Raw genomic sequence first — 19,139 nt, 5'->3', positions numbered from 1 at the left:
TTACCTTCTTAAGAATGCTTGTAATAATTGTTCGGTCTCATATAAAGGTAAGCCTACAACACAAAAATAGCTACCCGAAATATGAGTAACAAAGCGACCGCCTAAACCTTGTATTCCATAGCCACCGGCTTTATCTTGTGGTTCACCACTTAGCCAATATGCTTTTATTTCTTCATCGGTGAGGGTTTTAAACGTAACGTCAGTACTTACTACGCAACTAAGTATTTTATCTTTACTAGCAAATGCGATAGCCGTTAACACTTGATGTGTGTTACCTGATAAGCGCTTTAATGTTTGCGTAAAGTCAGCTTCATCACGAGGCTTACATAAAGACTCGTTATCAATAACAACCACTGTATCACTACCAAGCACCGGTCGGTCGGTATAGCCAAGCTCAACACCTAAGCTTGCCTTTAAACGCGCTAAACGCTCTACATAATTATGCGGCTGCTCATTAGGCAACTGGCTTTCGTCTGCATCAACACTAAATTGCGAAAACTCGATGCCTAACTGATTTAGTAATTCTTTACGGCGGGGAGAGGCTGATGCCAAATACACTGAGGTAGTCATTTACCTGATCCTAAAATGTCTGCGGTACTTACGAAGTAATGAAAATACCCAAAACCAACTCACCATACCGGTAAGCACTGGCCATAAATATTGTGGATTAAAATAAACACCGAGTAAAAAGTGATTTAACCAAAACTGCATTAAATGATAAAGCGTTAAAAACAAACCAATTAATAAGCTTTGCTGCCAAAGCGAAAAATTACGAATTTTTTGGAAATTGCTCGCAGTTACAAAAATACAAATCGAATAAGTCAGTGAATTCACACCAAGTGGCGAACCAGAAGCTAAATCAATTAATAAGCCAACCACCCATGCTGTAGCAATATTTAAACGATGCGGTAATGCAAGTGACCAATACATCAAAACAAGTAATACCCAATCAGGGCGAAATGGTTCAAACGAAAAAGGTAATGGCATTAACGCCATAACTAAGGCAAAAAATATGCTCAACCCTATTAACAATGAATAACGGCTAATCATTATTTAGACGCTCCTGCTTATTGCGCCACAAAATAACTAATAAACGAATACGATCTAGCTGAGCAATTGGCTCGGCATATACTTGAGCAAATGGCTGACCTTCATCTCGGTTAATTTCAGTTACAACAGCCACGGGGTAGCCTTCTGGGAATGTGCCGCCTAAACCTGACGTAACGAGTACATCGCCAATACGCACATCTAAGCTATGTGGCACATGCGAGAGTTTAACGACATTAATTTTACCAATGCCTTCGACCACGGTGCGCACATCATTACGTAAAATACGTACCGGCGTAGCATGCGTGGTGTCTGTCATTAGCAATACCCGTGATGTCGTCGATCCTACTTTAGTAAGTTGCCCTACCACTCCCATTTCATCAATAACGGCTTGCCCCTCACTGAGTTCATCGGTTGTACCACGATTAATTACCACTTGGTGACTATATGGATTTGAATGAACTGAAAGCACTTGCGCAATAATTTTACGATTAGACTGCTTTGCCGATGAGCCAAGTAGGGCACGTAGTTTTTGATTCTCTCTAGCTAAGAATTGATATTGCTGAAGTTGCTCACTTTGTAACATTTGCTTTTTTTTAAGCGCTTCGTTTTCAGTAAGAAGTTGATCACGTGTATGCAGGCTTTTGGCACTAAAACTAAAAAGTTCATATGGTAAATTAGCAACATAAATTAGCGGGCTAACGAGGGTATTGAGGCTAGTACGAACAACCGTACCACCTTGTGTGTATCTATCACCAATTATGAGTACGATACTCAAAAACACTGCGACAAAAAGTCGCAGTTGTAAGGAGACGGTTCGTCCAAACATTAATTTCATTAATCGTAACTAAAAACATCACCACCATGAACATCGATCATTTCCAGCGCTTTACCACCACCACGTGCAACACATGTAAGTGGATCATCGGCAACAACAACCGGAATACCCGTCTCTTCCATCAATAAACGGTCTAAATCTTTTAGCAATGCACCGCCGCCAGTCAATACCATTCCGTGCGCAGAAATATCTGACGCAAGCTCTGGTGGAGACTGTTCTAGTGCAACCATAACTGCACTTACAATACCCATTAATGGCTCTTGTAGCGCTTCTAAGATTTCGTGTGAGTTAAGTGTAAATGAGCGTGGTACACCTTCAGCTAAATTACGGCCACGTACTTCAATTTCGATTGGCTCGTCAGTTTTAAACGCAGAGCCAATTTGATGCTTAATGTTCTCAGCTGTTGCTTCACCAATTAAGCTGCCAAAGTTACGGCGCACATAGTTAATAATCGCTTCGTCGAACTTATCGCCACCAATACGTACAGATGATGAGTAAACAACACCGTTAAGTGAAATAATAGCAACTTCAGTTGTACCGCCACCAATATCAACAACCATAGAACCGGTTGCTTCTGATACTGGTAAGCCTGCGCCAATAGCGGCTGCCATTGGCTCTTCAATTAAGTAAACTTCACGAGCACCGGCACCCATAGCAGATTCACGTATTGCACGTTTTTCTACCTGAGTAGCACCACACGGTACACAAATTAGTACACGTGGGCTTGGGCGCATAAAGTTATTGTTGTGCACTTGCTTGATAAAGTGCTGTAACATTTTTTCTGTTACATAAAAGTCAGCAATTACACCATCTTTCATTGGACGAATTGCTTTAATATTACCAGGCGTACGACCTAACATTTGCTTTGCTTCAGTTCCTACTGAGGCTACACTTTTAGGTCCACCAGCACGCTCTTGGCGAATAGCAACAACTGAAGGTTCGTTTAATACAATACCTTCTTCTTTTACATAAATTAGGGTATTGGCTGTACCCAAATCGATCGATAGATCGTTAGAAAAAATACCACGGAGTTTTTTAAACATGAGGCTGGATGACCTTTGAAATACGTTCTTATGTTAGCTGCCTTACTTTAACATGCTTAGTTATGTGAGCAATATAAAGCGCAGCTGCCTTTGTAAATTTGTGAAAAAAAGGAAGCTAAGCTTCCTTCTTAAATTTTATCGTTCACGTACTAGACGAAAACCAATGTAATTAGATCTAAAATCAGGTGCTAAAATTAAGCGCGTTGAAGCACGAGCAAGACTTGGTGCAAAATTCCACGCCCCACCTCTTACTGCAATATCAGATTCACCTGATTCTTTATTGGTCCATTCCCATACATTACCTACGGTATCGTATAGTCCAAATGCATTCGGTGAAAAAGAACCAACTGGTGCAGCGCGCTTATTTGACCATTCACTACCACACCAACCACAGTTAGCTAAACCTTTACCAATTTCGTTACCCCAAGGGTATTCGGTTTCAGTACCGGCTCGTGCAGCATATTCCCATTCAACTTCATTAGGTAAACGAAATTGCTGCCCGGTTTGACCTGATAACCATTCTGCATACGCTTTAGCATCGTTATAGGTTAAGCATACAGCAGGAAAGTTACTATTTTGATCAAATCCTGGGTTGCGCCAATTTAAATTTGCTTCCCATACTGGTTCGCCATTTAAATAATATGCGCACCCTTTATTTTGCTCTGCTTGTGTTTTGTAACCGGTATTTGCTACAAATTTTTCGTAGGCTCCAACGGTCACTTCTCGACTTTGCATCGCAAATGAATTGGCGATCACTTTTTCAACAACCGGACGCTCATTCGCTAAACCATTGCCGTTAATATCGCCCATTTTAAACTTGCCTGCTGGAATAACAACAACAGCGGTCTGAACATTTTCATTTAATACATTTATATTTTCATTAACCTGACGGGTAGTCACTTCTGTTTGCTCACGAGTGTATGTCGGTGCAGCAATCGACTCAGGCTTTTTTACTAAATTTACATGAATAGTCTGTGCTTTATTTAAATCTACACGTGCTTGGTAGGGTTTGTAACCCAACTTACGCACTTCTACATTATGAACTCCACGCGGTAAACTAGTTACTAAACGAGTGGAACCAAAACTAACACCATCAATAAAAACTTCGTCGTCGTACACATTAGAGCGAAGCGTTAACTCTACCTGTTTATTGTTATCATTTGTGGTAATAACACGATTATTGCTAGCAACAGGTTTCATTGTGTAATTACTTACTGACGCCTCATCTAAACGAGATACCTGAACTGTTGCGCTATTATCCGTGCTATTACTGAATGTTAACTGACTATCTGAAAAAGTAGTGCCATAAGCTGGCTGATACACAGCGGTAAGTGGTGTCCCATACTCAGAACAATAATGGTTATCAACACTTAGTAAGTTACATAAACGACTGCTGTTGACTTCACCACGCATTGTGACGCTTAAATTAACGTTGTAATTACCTTGCCCACTAAATGCGCTGCTCACTACATGACTACTTAAAATTTGTACTTGAGCGCCCGCCATATTACGTTTTGGCTCTACTAAGCGCTCTTCCGTTAAGTTGGCAAAAATTTGGTCTACAAAACGTTTTGTTGCTTTTTGTAAGCCCATTTGTTGGCCGCGTTGTTCACAAGCTGCAAGTGTTTCGGTGCGTTTACAGTTAATTGTATGATTAACTTCTAGCGTACCCTCGCGCGTAAACTCATTACGTAAACGTTCAACTCGCGCTGTTGTTAGTTGCTCTTTTAAACTTTCTAAGGTGTTTAGTAACGTATGCTTAGCAACACGGATCTGTTCAATGTCTTTACGGTGGGATGCAATTGCCGCCAACTGCATAGAAATATCGTCTTTATTTTGCTTGTGATCAACCACCGCTTTTTGATAACGCGACTGAGTTGTACTGATATCTAACGTAGGATCGTCAATTAAGCGACGATACATTTCGTTCATTGCGTCAAGTGCTTGGTTTTTTTCTTTATCTAATTCAGTTGAACGAGAACGAAGTAACTCCAGTTGAGTTTGTAACTGATTTTCTTCTTTAAGATGTTTATCAAGTATTCTTGTCGAGTTATCGTATTCTGTTTGTTTAATACTAATTTCTGACTCAATTCCAGTTACAGTTGCTGTATCTTGTGCAAATGCACTACTAGCTAACAAACTAGCTGAAATTAACAGAGATAAAGGAGTAATTCGCATATATTCCAGTCCCAAAAAGCGGCAATTATTTGGTCGTTATTATTTTTTATAATTAAAGTCTTATGCTATGTACTTGCAGCACAAAATACAAGCTTTGTTCAATTATTATCTGAGTTTACAACTATTCACGTGTACCACGCCAGTAAATAACCCGATCATTTCCCTTTAAGCGGCAAAATTATAAAATAGCCACAAGTTCACTTCCCGTCTTTTCAGTATTAACAAGACTTTTGTATTGCATTTAAAAATATGACTTTATAAATAACGCGACCTAACCTGAACTCTAGGTAAGGGACTTACCAGAGCCTGTTGATCTTTTAAGAATCAAACTTGTTCTATCTAGGGGCTATTTAATCGCGGCGCGAAATTTGTAACCTCGTAGGCTTAGTAACTGCTTCTGCGTTACTCTAATGACTTACGTCCATGTAAGAATAAATAAAAAATAAATTGCCCCTAAGACGATCCCAAAGGACAACGCAGTTGGCATTTATGCTGCTTATCGAATAGTTTTGTGCGCTATTTTATTATCGTTAAATAAACCCTATATAAGCAGGTTGGTATAACCACATAACATAGACTCTGCCTTGCCTAAAAACCAAACCTGCTGCTGAAAATTCAATCCCGAAAGGAAAATAGACCTTGGACCTTAAAACATAGAGCTATGATGATATTTAAATCTATTATCCAACGTTCATATACCTTTATAAAAATCACGATAAGGTTTTTAATGCTTAATTGCCCAAGCATAAACTAAGATATTTCTACATCCATGTATTGATACGCTACATGTGTAGATTACTTGCCTATGGTGCACCTTTAAAAATACAATGTAGCACTCTAAAGTAATAGATTAGCCCTAAGTAGGCTGCGGATTAATCATATATTTATTATCAATGCACTAAACAAAAACAGAAGATAAAATGTCTAAGCAATTAAAAATAAAAGAAAATAATTATATTCAAAAAATAGACTCTCAGCTTCTAAAAAACAAAAATATCTCTGTGAGTATTCAACGAGATGACTTAATACACCCATTAATAAGTGGTAATAAATGGCGTAAATTAAAATATAATCTAGCCAATATGCAGAAACTTGGAAAAACTGAATTACTGACTTTCGGAGGCGCCTTTTCAAATCATATTCATGCTTGTGCTGCTGCCGGAAAAGAATTTGGTTTAACTACGCACGCAATTATACGAGGCCCTGAGCTCGACAGTAATAACCCCACACTTGAATTTGCAAAGCAATGCGGAATGAAGCTGCACGTTGTTAATCGTATTGAATACCGACGACGAAACGATGATGACTACTTAAAGTCACTTCAAGCTCGCTTTCCTAGTGCCTATATACTTCCTGAAGGTGGTACTAACTCCTTTGCTCTATTGGGCTGTGCTGAGTTAGCAAAAAGCCTTCCAAAGCATGACTACCTAATTTGTCCTACAGGCAGTGGCGGTACATTAGCGGGTCTAATTGAAGGCAGTGAAGAAACCACCCAAATAATAGGGATTGCTGTATTAAAACAAGCAGATTACTTAAAAAAAGAGGTAGGTAAATTAAGTAATAAAGCCGATAAGCAAAATAATTGGCAACTACTCACCGATTTTCACGATGGAGGGTATGGTAAGTTCACACCCGAACTATGGCAGTTCTGTCAAAAAATGAGTGATGAACATCAACTTCCTTTGGAGCCAATTTATAGTGGTAAAATGATGTATGCACTTTGGCAATTAATTGAAAAAGATTTTTTCCCTACAGGTAGTAAAATTATGGCGATACATACAGGAGGAATGCAAGGTTTAAACGGGTTAAGGTATAGAGGTCTGATTTAATGAAATACCGCCTGAGTGAGTTCCTCTAACGGCTCTGAAAAATAAAACCCTTGAGCCCCTGCTACCCCTAATTTTGTTAGCATTAATAGCTCTTTTTGTGTTTCAACACCCACCGCAAACACAGGTAAGTTTAATATATTACTTATACTTATAATTGTTTTTATTTGATTTTGGTTTTGTGTTTTTTCATCCACTAGATGCACTAACTCATACGATAACTTTAACCCACACACCTCTTGGTGGTCAGCTAACTTCATTAAATTTTCACTACACTTTACATTATCGATCATAATTCGAGAGCCTCCTTTTTTCATTATTATAAATACGTCCTTTAAAGCCTCATGATGATTAAAAAACTCGACTTCACTTATTTCAAATTGTAACTTACTACTCAGTTTAAAATCATTAATTTGAACGCTAAACCAGCTCCAAAACTTTTTGTTTATCCAGCTGTCAGAACATAAATTAACACTTACGGTTAATTGCGAAGGCTCTGCTAATAGTAATTTTTTAACTTGAATTAAAACACCTTTATCTAATATTAAAGTATCTTGGCGGCTATACGTTTGATCGATAAAATAGCGAGCAGCAATCAAACCATGCTTACTGTGCCTAACTCTAAGCAATACTTCATGTTGTAAAATATCGCCACTTGAGAGTTCGAATAGAGGCTGAAAAAAAAGTATAAATTTATGCTTTTTAATATTATCGATAACTTGTTTACTAGAAAGTACTCCTGTTTGGCTTTGATTTAGAGGTAATCGATGACAATGCTTTAACAAGCTACGTTGGGATAAAACTAACGCAGCTTTTGCAAGCTGATAAACAGTTGTTTGATCGGCTCTAAGCCGATAATCACATGCACCGACTTTAATGTCTTTTCTGGTGATATTTTTTTGATAGTTTCTGCATGCTAAAAAAATACTTTTATGTAAGTGTTGTACATATCGTTCAAGTTCTGAAAAAGGAACCTCTGATAATGTAATCGCTAAGTTACCGCAATTTAATAACCTTACTGAAACACCACTCAATTCAGAAAAGTTTTTCACCATTAACACTTCAAAGCTGGCTTCTTTATCAATATTGTTATCAAAATGGCAATTACATTGAACCAGTACAAACAAGCTGTGACATACAGGTGCTGTTGTGTACAGCGAGCTTAATTCGAAATTTTTTAATACTTTAACAACCTGTGTATTGTGCTCTTTAACTGATGGAGTTGTGCTGGCGAGTAAGTTTTTCGAACGTGAAATATTGTTGACATGTAACGTGTTCCACCAACGATAAAACCAGCTAGCAGCTCCAAACATAACCAAGTTAAGCAATATAAATAAATAGCTTTCTATTATCCATACAGGAGGGTGGTATAGATTTAAGCTCAGCGTTTTATAGTTATAGACCTCTCGCTCTAACTTTATAATATGACCAAAGTGCGTAAGAGATGAATTCGGCTTAAGCATAAACCCTTCATTTTTTACGAGGGCTGCAAGTATCTTATTATTTGAAGAAGGGGCTATTTCAAGTTCAAAAACTTGTTTAACTAATAGCTGGCCTGAGTGATGTATTTTTTCATGTAATGCATCATTCAAAATAAAATTAAAACCCAAAATTATTAATGCAAGCAGGGCAAAATAGATGACTTTAAATTGATTAAAAATCCAGAACCTTTCCTTTTGCATAGCTTGCCCACTCGTTAAATTAATAACTAAAGTGTTGTTCAAGATCCCCATTAGCACAAGTCAATAAAGCAAGTTTAAATGTTCATTACTAATTTTAAAAAAGCTCTGTATAAACGAGGAATTATGAATTTAAGCGATCTAAAGCAATAATTATCATTCCACTGACTCTCTATAGATCTCCTAAATAGAGCATTGATCAATAATCCCGCCAAGCAAACAGTATATTTAACCTGAATCGTGACTAAATAATTTACTAATACATTGAACCATAATGTATTTAAATTTATTTTTCGTTAGCCAGAGATTCTTCGTAAAAATAAGACGAAGTTACACGCTAACAATAGGCGTCTATTGCAAGTAAATACAACCTAGTAGCACTGAAAAAGCTGCTTGAGATAGATTTATTATCCAGACAACAAGTTACTCAGCGGCCACACATTAAGGCCTCAAAAAAATTAGATCCTTAGATCAAAATAGACTGGTAATTAGTTTAATTGCTCATACATGATCTTACTGCGCACCAATTGAGCCAACGTTTTAGCGCCTAATTTGGCCATTACATGAGAACGATGAACTTCAACTGTACGCTCACTAATACTAAGATCGTATGCAATTACTTTGTTCATAGCCCCATCAGTCACTCGCTCAAACACTTCTCGCTCTCGATTTGACAGCGACTCTACATTAATTTTATTTTTGTGTTTATCGAGTAATTTCTCATGTTGGCTCTCATTAAATATCAATGCTTCGTTAATGCGATCAATCAAATGCTGCTCATCAAATGGCTTTCTAATAAAATCAATTGCGCCTAAACGCATAGCCTCTACTGCCATTGGAATATCACCATGTCCGGTAATAAATATAATAGGTAGTGAGCAGTTTAAATTTTTAAGTTTTTGCTGCACTTCCAAGCCGCTCATTTTAGGCATACGTATATCCAGCACTAAGCAACCGGTCATATTCTCATTATATACATCTAAAAATGCAGACCCTGAGCTAAAACTCTGTGCATCTATTCCAATGGAGTCTAATAATATTGCAAGCCCTTCACGCACACCTTCATCATCATCAATTATAAAAACGCTTTGCTTATAACTCATTCGCGACTCCTTTTTTCATAAATTGGCAGAGTAAACATAAAAATGGCCCCTGTTGGTTTATTATCACAAAAATTAATATGACCGCCATGCTCTTCAATAATACTTTTTGATATTGATAGGCCAATACCTGTGCCATTTTCTTTGGTTGACGAAAATGGTTTAAATAATCTTTCTCTCATTTCTTGGGCCAATCCTGCCCCAGTATCGGTCACTGATATTTCAACATTTTTATCTTCATTTAGTTTTATTTCAAGCTCTATTTTTGAACCATTATCACAAGTATTTAACTGCATAGCTTCCATACCATTGCGCAACAAATTAAGAATAACCTGCTCTATTTGAACTCGATCAACAAATACATCAACAGCCTCATCACATGCTGTCATTCGCATAGTTACATTGCGAAGCCGTGCTTCTGACTCAGCAAGATTTATTACTTCTTTTATCATAAATATACAATCGATGACTTCTTTTGAGCGCTGCCCTTTTTTTGTCATTAACTGCATACGCTCAATAACGGCTCCCGCTCGACGAGAGTGCAAACTTAATTTTTCAAATATTGAGGGGAGCTTTTCAAACCTTCCTTTTTCACAAAAATTTTTAGCTGTCTGAGAAAAAAGTGAAATTGCAGTCAGAGGCTGGTTTATCTCATGTGCAATTCCTGCTGCCATTTCTCCTAATGCATTTACCCTTTCGGCATGAGCTAATTGTTCAGTATGAAGCCGAGCTTGTTCTTCAGAAGCCCGTTGTTTTGTGATATCTCGAATTAAACCAACAAACATCGTATTTTCATGGTTTTGTATTTCACTTACCGATAAATGAATTGGAAACTGCGTACCATCTCTGCGTTTAGCAATAAGCTCTCGGCCTACACCAATAATATGCGTTTGCTTTGTTTTTAAGTATTGACCTAAATGTTGATCGTGCTGATCACAAAAAGGTGTAGGCATTAGTATTGTTATGTTTTTATTTTTCACTTCATCAGCGCTATAACCAAACATAACTTGTGCAGCAAAATTAAAGCTTTGAATAAGCCCATGCTGGTCAATTGTAATAACCGCTTCAACTACTGAATTTACTACCGCATCAGAGAAGGCATAACTACTAATTAAATCAGCCTCAGCCTCCTTAATAGAAGTAATATCATTGATAAACCCTTCAATGATTATTTCGCCATTAAAAATAGAACTAACAGGGCCTCCTTTTTCCCATACTAATTTAATGCTACTATTTTTAGTGATAATTCTATATTCAAGCTCAAAAGGGCTGTTTACTTTAAAAGCTTCGTTAAGTGACTTCTCTACCCGTTTAAAATCATCCTCATGTATTATTTTTCTCCACAGCATTCTATTTTTTTTAAACTCAGCCCGAGAGTAACCAGTTAAATTTTCACACCCATCACTAACAAGTATCATTGGCCTGTTTATAGTGTTAGATGAGTGATACGCCATACCTGGAAGGTTTTTTAACAAGTGTTCAATTTTATAACGTTCATCTTTTAGTTTACTACGTGCAAATAAATAAGTGTAAGCAGCCAATACAATTATAAAAGTGATAAAAAGGCCCAGTGCAATTAAAATTCTCATTACTTTATAGTGAGCAATATATAAAAACTCATCGTTGGGCGATACGTTTATTTCCCACTCATGACCTTGCAAATAATAAGATGAGCTTTTACTCCAGGCATATGCAATAGCGGGTTGGTTGCTTTGATCTGAGTACACTTTATCCCCATCAATAAACAGTGTGAAATAATACTCGTTGAGTAAAAAATCAGGCACAACAGACTTAATATAAGGTTTAAACAGCAATACACCTGAAATAAAACCATCTAATTTATTGCCTCTTGTACCTGCGTTAAAAATTGGGATATGTATTCCAATCCCTTCATCTCCATGAATAAACGCCAAAGGCATTGTGACTGCCCTTTGCTGTGTATCTTGTGCTTTTATTGCTGTTAATAAGGCAGGTGGATTTAACGCTAAATTAAAATCGATAGTCACTTCATTATTGTGCTTTGGTATTCTTTTTCGAACATGAAAGGTGCTGTCAATCCAGCCAATAGCTTGATAACCATATTGTGTACCATAAAGATTTTTACTAATCGCATCCCAATCACTTTGCGACATACCACTTGAAATAACCGATAGTTTAGATTGCTCTGAAAGTGATGTTATTCGCTTTTCTAAATCGTTTTTAAGTAGTGTTTTAATGCCTTCAGCGGTGTCTTGGGTTATGCGTTCAATATATGTTCGCTCTTGGGAATCTATATGGAAGACTATAATAATCATTAAGCACGTAACCAGCATACCAAGTATTATTGCATACCATAAAATGGCTAGTTGGGATGAGGAAAATAGCCTTGCTTCTTTATCGCTGTAGTTCATAGTGAATTTACACTAACGCCTAGTTGATTAATAACGAGTACACTTACTTATCTCCCACTTCCTTGCTTAATAATCCTCCTCGCTTACACTTGCGTCAAGAGGTAACTAGGGTCTGTTGATCTTTCAAGGTTGAATTTGCAGCAGTCTGTTTGGTATTTAGGCAAGGCAGAGCCTATGTAGTGTGGTTATTCCCCATAAATGGGCGATAACGTAGCATTAATGCCAAACAGGCGCTGCCCAAAGGGCTGAGGGATCCCCACTTTATCCAGCGGCCTCTTTTTGATAATTAAAAATAAAGTTTTTTAAACTTTTTTCTATATAGCTTTGTGTAATACGTCTCTTACATAGCTTTATGACTTGCTTGGCTAAGGTTAAAAATGAAAGAACTCGGCGATTCTTAACACTATTTGCTTGAAATTTTATATGCCACTTTCTTTTTTCTGCTTCACACCCTATAAACCATAACGCAGTGCTCGCTATTGTGGCTATCAAGCATAATATTCCTATTCTATTTATGCCGGTGCTTTTACTAAAACGCCACGAAAAACCATATCTCAAACTTTTGTCATCGCGGAAATTTTGCTCTATTTGCATTCTTTTACTATATAAACCAACTACTCGCTTACTCGTCATTGTATTGTCTGATGTCGCGAGTAACCATGGCTCTTTCGCTAAGTTTTGATACATTTTTGTATCTTTCGTAAATCTGCTTTTTCCTTTTCTTCCTTTATTTTTTCCATGATATACGTGTAAAAATGCATCGCATGCTGTCGGGCTGGACTGAGTTAGTCGTGCTTGACCTAACGCCTTTGGTATATCGCTGGCACCAGCCCTAAGTTGTTTTAATGTATGCCATTGTGATTGCATGGCTAGTTTACACTTCATTGAGCCTCTTAATCGACCTATCATATGCCAACCAAGTTCGCGTACTTTACTATACCAAGGCGTAAGAAAGCCGCCGTCTGTTACAATATAGACACTAGGATGTCGTCCAAGCACTTCATAAAGTTCATCTAAAAACAGGCTGTTGGTTGCTGGGCTATCAAAATTCTTCTGCTCAACAATCATGTTATAAATCACGATAGAGCGCCCATCCACAAGTAAGCTTGCTCGCAGTAAGTGATAGTCGTGACCACAGGCACCGCTCCAGTCAACGGCAATTGCAAGCATTGGTAAAGAGTCGATAATAGGATGAGCTAATGCTTTATAGATAGCGACCCTTTCATTGTAGAGGTGAGTATTTTTTAAGAAGCGATCAACGCGTTTTATTTTATGTTTTACATCCACAGCGCCAGACAAATTTCTGCCGATTTCAGTTAAGGTAAGTTTATTGCCCGAAATTAATGCATTACTGCAGCTTAGTAATGTTTTTACTCTGGCATTATTGAATGGCGCTAATGCATGTTTAAAGTACTTATGGCAAACTGATGTGTCAGGCATAGCAGTTGTGACTTATGTGGGTTGTGGTGATTTACATAAGATCATAAATTGCTGTGCCTGTCACGTTTTGGGGATTCGTCAGCCCAAAGGGTTCTTCCTAGGGGCTATTTACTCTTTGTTGCTCGGTTTTTACTTATTCTTACATGGATGTAAGCCATTAGGGTAACGCAGGAGCAGTTACCGAGCCCACTAGGTTACAAACCTCGCGCCGCGATTAAATCGCCCCTAGTTTGAACAAATTTTAATCCGCAAAGTTCAACAGACCCTAAACAATAAAATTAGCTCTATTGAGTCAATCACTTAACTTTTCAAGCTGTGGTTTTCCACATGCTTTTACGTAACATCACCAATAGTTTCACTTCAATACTTACTCTAGGATAGTTACATACGCAGTTTCTCGGCGTTATTCATTAAAAATGAAAGTGTTAACAATCTTATTTAGCTTAATTGAGGGTACTATCATGGCTTACGCAACAACAAATCCATATACAGGTGAGGTTGTAAAAACCTTTCCTGATGCTACTGATGCTGAAATCACTCAAGCAATAGAAAATGCCGATTCGGTATTCCAATCTTGGAAGCGAACATCTTTTTCTTCACGCGCAAAAATAATGCAAAAAGCGGCCGACTTATTACGCAAAAATGTTATTAAATACGCTAATTTATTAACCCTAGAAATGGGAAAAATAACATCAGAAGCAAAAGCCGAAGTAGAATTATCAGCCGCTATTTTAGAGTACTACGCTAACAACGCTGAAAAACTTCTTGCACCTACAAATTTACCCGTAGCAGAGCCTGCTGAAGGTGAAGCAGTTGTTGTACACGAACCGCTTGGTGTACTACTTGCTGTTGAACCATGGAATTTTCCGTATTACCAGGTTGCTCGTATCATTGCGCCACAATTATCAGCGGGCAATACGATGCTACTCAAGCACGCTGGGATTGTTCCACAATGTGCAGCAGCATTTGAAGCACTTATGCTCGAAGCAGGCCTACCTAAAGGCGCTTTTAAAAACCTGTATGCCGCACACTCTCAAACAGAAATGATCATTTCTCATCCACGAGTTCGTGGGGTTGCACTTACGGGTTCTGAAAGTGCTGGTGCAATAGTGGCTGCAGCCGCTGGTAAAGCACTTAAAAAGTCTACATTAGAGCTTGGTGGAGCCGATGCGTTTGTTGTACTTGCTGACGCTGAAATGGAAAAAACAGTTAATTGGGCGGTATTTGGTCGCCACTGGAACGGTGGACAAGTATGCGTATCATCCAAGCGTATGATCATCGAAGATAGCGTTTATGATGAATTTGTTGAACTTTACACTGCAGGTGTTGCTAAGTTGCAGGCAGGCGATCCGCTTGTTCCCGCCACTACGTTAGCTCCGCTGTCATCACAAAGCGCTGCTGATGAGTTAAAAACAAAAATCAATGAGGCTATTAAGCTTGGTGCAACAGCCACTGAAGTGGGCCCTAAAGTACCGAGTCAAGGCGCCTTTGTACAACCCACCATTTTAACAAATATTAGCGAAGATAATCCTGCGCGCAACTGGGAATTTTTTGGTCCTGTATCAATGCTATTTCGTGCAAAAGATGAAAAAGACGCAATTAAAATTGCAAATGACTCTCCATTTGGCTTAGGTGGATCAGTATTTACCTCAAATCCTGAACATGGCTTAGAAGTCGCTAAGCAAATATCTACCGGGATGATCTTTGTCAATCATCCAACAATGGTTAAAGCAGACCTACCATTTGGTGGCGTTCGTCGCTCTGGTTTTGGTCGTGAGTTAATTGGCCTAGGGATTAAAGAGTTTGTTAATCATAAACTTATTGATGTTGTTGATATTGACGCGCCTTTTTAAAGGCGCTGTTAAATAGCATACAGAAAAATTATTTATATAAATATCTATAAATTCAAGTCTAGAGGACATTTTTATGAAAAATATAAATGACAAAGTAGCACTTGTGACTGGAGCTGGTCAGGGTATTGGACGCGGTATTGCATTACGGCTTGCAAGCGATGGGGCTGATATTGCAATCGTTGATATTAACGAAGAAAAAATGGCAGTAGTCGCTTCAGAAATTGAAAATCTTGGTCGTAAAGTAACGACGTTTAAAGCTGACGTAAGTAACCGCGATGAAGTATATGCTGCCGTTGAACATACTCAAAATACACTAGGTGGATTTGATGTCATGGTTAACAACGCAGGTATCGCACAGGTTAACACTATTGCCGATGTAGAACCTGAAGAAGTCTCGCGCATCTTAAAAATAAACATTGAAGGTGTGCTATGGGGAATTCAGGCTGCAGCAGCTAAGTTCAAAGCTCTAGGACATTCAGGAAAGATCATTAATGCTTCATCGATAGCCGGACATGATGGTTTTGCTATGTTAGGTGTTTATTCTGCAACAAAATTTGCAATCCGAGCTTTAACACAAGCATCTGCGAAAGAGTACGCCAGCGATGGTATCACCGTAAACGCCTATTGTCCTGGGATTGTGGGTAACAATTGATAAACGCTTTTCAGAAGTTACGGGGGCTGCTGTTGGTGAAACCTACAAGAAGTTCGTGGATGGCATTGCGCTAGGCCGCTCAGAAATACCTGACGATGTTGCAAGCCTAGTTTCGTATCTCGCAAGCCCAGACTCAGACTACATAACTGGCCAGGCAATCATTACTGATGGTGGTATCGTCTACCGATAAGGTCGCGGACAAGGTGTTCGATTAAGGAAAATTGGCTTACGGAAGCAAGTGAATGAAATGCAAGCTACATCACCCTGTAGTCAGTGAGATGGGGAGCTGTTCTCTATATTATTTCGTGCAAAAGATGTAGTCGACTTAACATTTAATGTTGTTGATATTGACGCGCCTTTTTAAAGGCGCTGTTTCTAGCTTTTTAATATTATAGGAAAAATTATGAACCAAAAAATGAAAGCAGCCGTTGTAGAGCAATTTGGTAAACCTTTAGTTCTACGTGATTTAGATATTCCATCACCTAATGCAGGGCAAATATTAGTTAAAACAGAAGCCTGCGGTGTATGCCACACCGATTTACACGCAGCAAACGGTGATTGGCCATTAAAACCAACCCCACCATTTACGCCTGGTCATGAAGGTATTGGGCTAGTTACTAAAGTTGGTGAAGGTGTTACTAGTGTAAAAGTGGGTGATAGAGTGGGTGTTCCGTGGCTTTATTCTGCTTGTGGACACTGTGAGTTTTGCTTAAGTGCCTATGAACCCGTTTGCCCTGATGCTGAGTTTGGTGGTTACACTAAAAATGGCGGCTTTGCCGAATATATTATCGCTGACCCTAATTACGTAGCGCATATTCCTGATGGTTTATCAGCAGTACAAGCAGCCCCTATAATTTGTGCTGGCATTACAACGTACAAAGGTATTAAAGAGACCGATGCTAAACCAGGTGAGTGGGTTGCAATTTCAGGCTGTGGAGGGCTTGGTCATTTAGCAATTCAGTATGCTAAAGCTATGGGTCTTAAAGTCTGTGCCGTTGATATTGATGATACAAAACTTGAACATGCCACCTCATTGGGCGCAGATGCGGTTGTTAATGCAAAAAAAGCGAATGCCGCTGATACAGTCAAAGAAATAACGCAAGGTGGTGCGCATGGCGTGCTTATTACAGCGCCTTCACTGCCTGCATTTGAGCAAGGGGTTAACATGACCCGCAAACACGGTACATGTGTTTTAGTTGGCTTACCACCAGGCGAGTTTCCGACGCCGCTATTTGATGTAGTAGCAAATTGTATCACTATAAAAGGATCGTTCGTTGGTAATCGCAAAGATATGGCCGAGGCATTGGCTTTTGCGGCACAAGGCAAAGTTAAAGCTGATATTGAATTACAGCCTTTGAGCGCTATCAATAACATTTTTGAAAGGCTCGAAAATGGCAAGGTCCCTTCTCGCGTAGTTATTGATTTTACACTTTAAATAGCAATAAATACGGTGGACACGTGCCAATAAGCAACAACCACCACCGTATTACTGATTCCACGCCCTAAAACACTAATCTCTACTCTTGGCATTAAAATCTGAGGTATAAAATGAAAATCGGTGTTCCAAAAGAAATTCGCACAGGTGAGCGCCGAGTCGCAACAACCCCTGATGCTGTAAGTAAATTAATAAAACTTGGTTTTAATGTCGCCATTGAAGCGGGTGCAGGTATGGCGGCTAATTACACAGATGATGCGTATATCGCAGCAGGTTGTGAAGTAGTTAACTCAGCACAAGATATATGGGCACAATCTGATATTGTGCTCAAAGTACAAGCACCTGAAGTTGATGAAAATACATTACTAAAAAGTGGACAAATATTAATCTGTTTTTTATGGCCTGCACAAAATCCAGAGATACTAAAAGATTTAACTCAACGCGGCATCACCGCCATTGCAATAGATAGCATTCCTCGTATTTCTCGGGCACAAAAAATGGATGCCCGAAGCTCAATGGCTAATATATCTGGCTATCGTGCAATTGTAGAAGCAGCCCAACATTTTGGTCGCTTTTTTACCGGACAAATTACAGCGGCAGGAAGAGTTGCTCCCGCCAAGGTACTTGTAATTGGCGCAGGTGTTGCTGGTTTAGCCGCTATTGGGGCTGCAAAAAGTATGGGCGCAATTGTTCGCTCATTTGACACGCGCGCTGAAGTAAAAGAGCAAATTGAAAGCATGGACGCTGAGTTTTTAATGCTCGACTTTAAAGATGAAGACGGCTCAGGCGAAGGCGGTTACGCTAAAGTAATGAGCGATGAATTTATCGAAGCCGAAATGGCATTGTTTGCAGCGCAAGCTAAAGACGTTGATATAATTGTTACTACCGCGCTCATACCCGGAAAACCAGCGCCTAAGTTGATCACCAGCGAGATGGTTGCATCAATGAACAGCGGCAGCGTAATAGTCGACCTCGCTGCTGAACAAGGCGGAAACTGTGAATTAACAGTCCCGGGAAAGGTTGCCGTGTGTCATGGTGTGTCGATCATTGGTTACACCGATTTACCAAGTCGCCTTGCTACGCAATCGAGCCAATTATACAGCAATAACTTATACAACCTGTTAGCCGAAATGACCCCAGAAAAAGACGGCGAACTCTTTGTTGATATGACAAACGACGTTGTATTAGGTGCAACCATATGCACAGAAGGAAAAACAACCTGGCCGCCACCAGCGACCACACTATCTGCAACCCCTAAAAAGGTAGCCGCAACACCAATTTCTACCCCCACTATTGTTGAGAAGAAGAAATCGGTATTTGGACCTATTATTGGCGCTGCTATCGGTGCATTAGCACTGCTTGGTCTTGGTGGCGTTGCACCCGCTGATTTTATGTCTCATTTTACCGTTTTTGTTTTAGCCTGCTTTGTAGGTTATATGGTTATTTGGAGTGTATCGCCTGCGCTGCATACGCCTTTAATGAGTGTAACCAATGCCATTTCAAGCATTATTGTTATCGGTGCTTTAATTCAAATAAGCTCAACAGACGACACCATTAAATGGTTTGCCGTTTTTACCGTGTTAATTGCGAGTATTAATATTGTTGGCGGCTTTGCTGTAACACATCGCATGCTCAAAATGTTCCGTAAGTGAGGTTGT

At 39.1% G+C, this 19,139-nt stretch carries 15 protein-coding genes; 6 read left to right on the top strand and 9 right to left on the bottom strand.

Features of this window, described 5'->3' with window-relative positions:
- From AOR04_RS02060 to AOR04_RS02040, 5 genes are all read right to left on the bottom strand, one after another.
- The gene (locus AOR04_RS02060) at window positions 1-570 is read right to left on the bottom strand and encodes a Maf family protein (protein WP_008137331.1); all 570 of its coding nucleotides are present in this window, start codon (window positions 568-570) and stop codon (window positions 1-3) included.
- Complete coding sequence (gene mreD, locus AOR04_RS02055; RefSeq protein WP_007378603.1) at window positions 571-1,050, bottom strand: rod shape-determining protein MreD; 480 nt, start codon at window positions 1,048-1,050, stop codon at window positions 571-573.
- Entirely contained in the window at window positions 1,043-1,885 is an 843-nt protein-coding gene (mreC, locus tag AOR04_RS02050; RefSeq protein WP_188085504.1) for a rod shape-determining protein MreC, read from the bottom strand. The genes mreD and mreC overlap by 8 nt, the downstream gene beginning before the upstream one ends.
- The gene (locus AOR04_RS02045; protein ID WP_002958401.1) at window positions 1,885-2,928 is read right to left on the bottom strand and encodes a rod shape-determining protein; all 1,044 of its coding nucleotides are present in this window, start codon (window positions 2,926-2,928) and stop codon (window positions 1,885-1,887) included. Before AOR04_RS02045 ends, mreC begins: the two co-directional genes overlap by 1 nt.
- Window positions 2,929-3,063: 135 nt before the next feature.
- On the bottom strand, window positions 3,064-5,106 hold the full coding sequence (locus AOR04_RS02040; protein ID WP_096792385.1) for an SUMF1/EgtB/PvdO family nonheme iron enzyme: 2,043 nt from the start codon (window positions 5,104-5,106) through the stop codon (window positions 3,064-3,066).
- A gap of 920 nt (window positions 5,107-6,026) precedes the next feature.
- On the opposite strand from AOR04_RS02040, the gene AOR04_RS02035 reads away from it, so the two are divergent.
- Window positions 6,027-6,935, top strand: coding sequence for a 1-aminocyclopropane-1-carboxylate deaminase/D-cysteine desulfhydrase (locus tag AOR04_RS02035; protein ID WP_096792384.1), 909 nt, complete (start codon window positions 6,027-6,029; stop codon window positions 6,933-6,935).
- Here the strand turns inward: AOR04_RS02035 and AOR04_RS02030 are convergent.
- From AOR04_RS02030 to AOR04_RS02015, 4 genes are all read right to left on the bottom strand, one after another.
- Window positions 6,932-8,614 (bottom strand): EAL domain-containing protein, encoded by a 1,683-nt coding sequence (locus AOR04_RS02030; RefSeq protein WP_442960143.1) that lies wholly within the window; start codon window positions 8,612-8,614, stop codon window positions 6,932-6,934. The two genes, AOR04_RS02035 and AOR04_RS02030, sit on opposite strands and share 4 nt — an antisense overlap.
- 485 nt (window positions 8,615-9,099) lie before the next feature.
- Window positions 9,100-9,714: a response regulator transcription factor gene (locus AOR04_RS02025; RefSeq protein WP_096792383.1), complete on the bottom strand. Its 615-nt coding sequence runs from the start codon at window positions 9,712-9,714 to the stop codon at window positions 9,100-9,102.
- Window positions 9,711-12,101, bottom strand: coding sequence for a PAS domain S-box protein (locus tag AOR04_RS02020; RefSeq protein ID WP_096792382.1), 2,391 nt, complete (start codon window positions 12,099-12,101; stop codon window positions 9,711-9,713). Before AOR04_RS02020 ends, AOR04_RS02025 begins: the two co-directional genes overlap by 4 nt.
- A gap of 261 nt (window positions 12,102-12,362) precedes the next feature.
- Complete coding sequence (locus AOR04_RS02015) at window positions 12,363-13,541, bottom strand: IS4 family transposase (RefSeq protein ID WP_096792381.1); 1,179 nt, start codon at window positions 13,539-13,541, stop codon at window positions 12,363-12,365.
- Window positions 13,542-14,002: 461 nt separating this feature from the next.
- Here AOR04_RS02015 and AOR04_RS02010 point away from each other — a divergent pair, with 461 nt between their 5' ends.
- The 5 genes from AOR04_RS02010 to AOR04_RS01995 all read left to right on the top strand — a co-directional run bounded on the left by AOR04_RS02010 (window position 14,003) and on the right by AOR04_RS01995 (window position 19,133).
- Window positions 14,003-15,394, top strand: a complete 1,392-nt coding sequence (locus AOR04_RS02010; protein ID WP_096792380.1) for an NAD-dependent succinate-semialdehyde dehydrogenase — start codon at window positions 14,003-14,005, stop codon at window positions 15,392-15,394.
- Window positions 15,395-15,497: 103 nt separating this feature from the next.
- Window positions 15,498-16,046, top strand: a complete 549-nt coding sequence (locus AOR04_RS02005) for an SDR family NAD(P)-dependent oxidoreductase (protein WP_250645116.1) — start codon at window positions 15,498-15,500, stop codon at window positions 16,044-16,046.
- A 55-nt stretch (window positions 16,047-16,101) separates the two neighbouring features.
- Window positions 16,102-16,236, top strand: coding sequence for an SDR family oxidoreductase (locus tag AOR04_RS22005; protein ID WP_250645115.1), 135 nt, complete (start codon window positions 16,102-16,104; stop codon window positions 16,234-16,236).
- Window positions 16,237-16,461: 225 nt separating this feature from the next.
- Window positions 16,462-17,481 carry an alcohol dehydrogenase AdhP gene (adhP, locus tag AOR04_RS02000; RefSeq protein ID WP_198403017.1) on the top strand — a complete coding sequence of 340 codons (1,020 nt, stop codon included), beginning with the start codon at window positions 16,462-16,464 and terminating at the stop codon, window positions 17,479-17,481.
- A 113-nt stretch (window positions 17,482-17,594) separates the two neighbouring features.
- Window positions 17,595-19,133: a Re/Si-specific NAD(P)(+) transhydrogenase subunit alpha gene (locus tag AOR04_RS01995; protein WP_096792378.1), complete on the top strand. Its 1,539-nt coding sequence runs from the start codon at window positions 17,595-17,597 to the stop codon at window positions 19,131-19,133.
- The last annotated feature ends 6 nt before the right edge of the window (window positions 19,134-19,139 follow it).

This window comes from Pseudoalteromonas sp. 1_2015MBL_MicDiv (assembly GCF_002407505.1).
In the GTDB taxonomy this organism is placed as follows: Bacteria; Pseudomonadota; Gammaproteobacteria; order Enterobacterales; family Alteromonadaceae; genus Pseudoalteromonas; species Pseudoalteromonas fuliginea.
Note: the sequence above shows the minus strand (reverse complement) of the source record. Positions and strands in the feature narration are given on the sequence as shown.